Genomic DNA, 3,243 nt, shown 5'->3' on the forward strand with positions numbered 1-3,243 from the left:
GGTTTCGCAACATGCGCCACGGATCCTGCTGCTCTACGGTTCGTTGCGCCCCACGTCATACAGCCAATTTTTAACGTTAGAAGCCGATCGCATCCTGCGCCATTTCGGCGCCGAAACACGGGTCTTCATCGGCGAACTGCGCACTCATGCAAGGGAAAACGGCCTCGCGGTCGTCTGTGCGAACAAAAGCGGTGACGAAATCCTGGATGGCGTTCGCATCGACAACTATGGCGAGTCCTGCGTGATCGCCGCCGATGGCACCGTGCTGGCCCGCCGCACGGGCGCCGAGGGTCCGGGTCTCGTGGCGGCAACGCTTGAACACGGCGATATTGCGGCAACCCGCTCGGCGCTTGCGTATTTCTCCCATCGCCGCGTGGATCTTTACGGCACACCCTCCTTCTAAACCTCTTTCTTGCGGGTTCAAATACATGTCCGAAACATTGATTGTCGCCGGTTGGGTCGTCAAGGGCGCGACGGACCGGCACACCGCCGACGTGATCCGCGACGGTGCGCTTTATCAACGCAATGGTGTCATCGTGGAGATTGGCGATGCAAAGGAGCTGATCGAAAAATATCCCGATGCTCCTCGCCTCGGATCAGCCGATACCGTATTGATGCCGGGCTTCGTCAATAGCCACCACCATGTCGGCATGACGCCGCTGCAACTCGGGTCGCCCGATCATGCGCTGGAACTCTGGTTTGCAAGCCGCATGGGCGCGCGCGAGATAGACCTGTATCTGGACACCCTGTATTCGGCATTTGAAATGATCGCCTCCGGCATCACGACCGTCCAGCACATTCACGGCTGGCGGCCAGGGCCGCTTTCAGCGGTGCATGATGCCGCGTCGCATGTTCTCAAGGCTTATCGCGACCTTGGCATGCGCGCGTCCTACAGTTTCGCCGTGCGCGAACAGAACCTGCTCGTGTATGAAGCAGACGAGGAATTCGTCAAGCGCCTGCCTGCCGATATCGGTCCAAAACTTGCCGCGCATTTGAAGGCGCAACAGATTCCTCTGGCCGAGCATTTGGAGTTGTTCGACATGCTGACGCGTGACAACGAAGGCCAGGCGCTCACGCGCATTCAGCTTGCGCCGGCCAACCTGCACTGGTGCGGCGACGACACGCTGCTCGCCATCAAGGAACGTGCCGACAACAGCGGCGTACCCATGCACATGCACTTGCTGGAGACTGCGTACCAGAAGGAATATGCACGGCGGCGCACGGGCAAGACGGCGGTTGCGCATCTGAACGATCTGGGCCTTCTTGGACCGTCCCTGACGCTCGGACACGGCGTCTGGCTCACGCAGGAAGATATCGAATTGGTCGCGCATACCGGAACCTGCATCTGTCACAACTGCAGTTCGAACCTGCGCTTGCGCAGCGGTATTGCGCCATTGAATGCGTTCGCGAAGCACGGCGTGACGGTAGGCATGGGACTCGACGAGGCGGGCATCAATGAAGACCGCGACATGCTCCAGGAAATGCGGCTTGCGCTGCGGGTACACCGCACGCCGGGCATGGACGACGACGTGCCGACCTGCCCGCAAGTCCTTCGGATGGCAAGCGAGGACGGGGCGAAGACCACCCCGTTCGGCACGCAGGTCGGGCGCCTGGAAACCGGTCGCCTCGCCGATATCGTGCTGATGAACTGGAAGACCGCCACTTATCCGTACCAGGATGAAGACATTCCGATGCTCGACGCGCTCATGCAACGCGCCAAGATTAATGCCGTCGATGCCGTGATGATCGCGGGCGAGATCGTGTATCAGGATGGCCGCTTCACTCGGGTGGATCGTGAAGCGGTACTCAAGGAGATCGCGGAAATCCTGGCAAAACCGCGCAATCCGCGAGAGCAGGCAAAACGCGAGCTGGGTGTGGCCGTCTTTCCACACGTGAAGGCCTTTTACGCGGACTATCTCGCCGAGACACCGCCGCGCCAACCGTTCTACGAGCCGTCGTCTAAAACCTAAATCAAACAGCCGTCACATCTGTTAGAGGCGGACACGGTGTCGTCTTAATCTGTCCATGAATCATAGCTTCGACCGCTTCTAAAATGCGCTGAGCGAGCGCGTAGAAAGATACGAAACTACAAGCTGCGCCCACAGTGGGAAACGTTAAAAAAAGGCGATATGTAGACGGCAAGTGCCCTTTCACTTTCACAACAACAGGAGACCGCCTGCTTCTTTAATATTGAAAAAAGAGTCTTGCGGGAGGTAAGTATTAGCGATGGGCGGGCGACGCTTACCAATTCAAGTCCGCTAGCAGAAAATGCGATTCGGGGACCCGTGCCAACAGCAAGTACAGCAATCGTTCGAGTGAAAAAAATTGACGTTCCTTCGTCCGGTAACGGCCCGAAGCGGCATACATTTTGCTGACTATACGTTGGTCACCTTGCGTCCTCTCGGTGCAAGGGGCAATTCATAGATCGAGGAGACCATCATGAAAAAACGTAGTCATGGCTTGTTAGTTATTACACTCCTCCTGAGCTTATCCAGCTTAGCAAACGCACAGGGTGCCGGGGGTGGAGCAGGTGGTGGTGGCGCCGGCGGAGGGAGCGCTGGCCAAGGTGGTGCTGGAATGGGTACGCCCAATGGCCCGGGCGTAACGGGCTCTCCGTCTGGGGCATCGGGCGCAAGTCCTATGGGTAACATGTCCGGCAAGTCCGGCATGAAAATGCAGAAGAAGGGAGCGAGGGCCCCATCCAATAGCGGTGATCCTGCTAAAAAGACGTATTAAGACAGTCCCGCATTTAACGCTCAGCGTGCAATGCAGCCCCGGTGGCACGGTCATATAAAAGCACATATTTTATTATGCAGTGCCACCGAGTGACCGTGTTGTCATTGGACACTACCAAGCGCGGAATCGGACCGAAATATAACAGGAAGGACCCCGCCGCTGAACCTAGTCTGTTTCGCAGGAATGCCACTAGACAAAAGCAGATCTTTGACGCGAGTGGCCCGGAGGCCAGATGCTCCACGGCAGGGATGCCATCAGCGACCGGTTATCAAAATCGGTGACGAATCGCGACGCGGCCCAGTGCCTGATTGGAGGTTGACGAAGGAGTTTGAGCACCCGCGATATAAGCGCCATCGTCCAAATTCGTGCCGCTGCGACTACGGAGCGTGTCAATGAGTTTGCGACACCTGGGTGTTTACATTCAGTGAGCAAGCGTCAAGTTTTATGCGGGTTTGGGATTCCTTCTTTTTGGGTGGGTTGATCCATGCGGCGACGGGCAATTCGGGT

Annotated in this window: 1 protein-coding gene and 1 pseudogene; both read left to right on the forward strand. The window is 57.5% G+C overall.

Annotation, left to right across the window (positions count from 1 at the left end):
• Positions 1–127 (forward strand): annotated as a pseudogene (locus ACRXB1_RS33325) (arsenical resistance protein ArsH); the annotation flags it as partial.
• Positions 128–428: 301 nt separating this feature from the next.
• On the forward strand, positions 429–1,970 hold the full coding sequence (locus tag ACRXB1_RS33330) for an amidohydrolase family protein (protein WP_449494454.1): 1,542 nt from the start codon (positions 429–431) through the stop codon (positions 1,968–1,970).
• Positions 1,971–3,243 lie beyond the last annotated feature (1,273 nt).

The organism is Caballeronia sp. M23-90 (assembly GCF_053574605.1).

Bases quoted from the DNA above. Each gene is read 5' to 3' on its own strand.
- ACRXB1_RS33330 (WP_449494454.1), top strand. From the start codon at position 429: ATGTCCGAAACATTGATTGTCGCCGGTTGGGTCGTCAAGGGCGCGACG.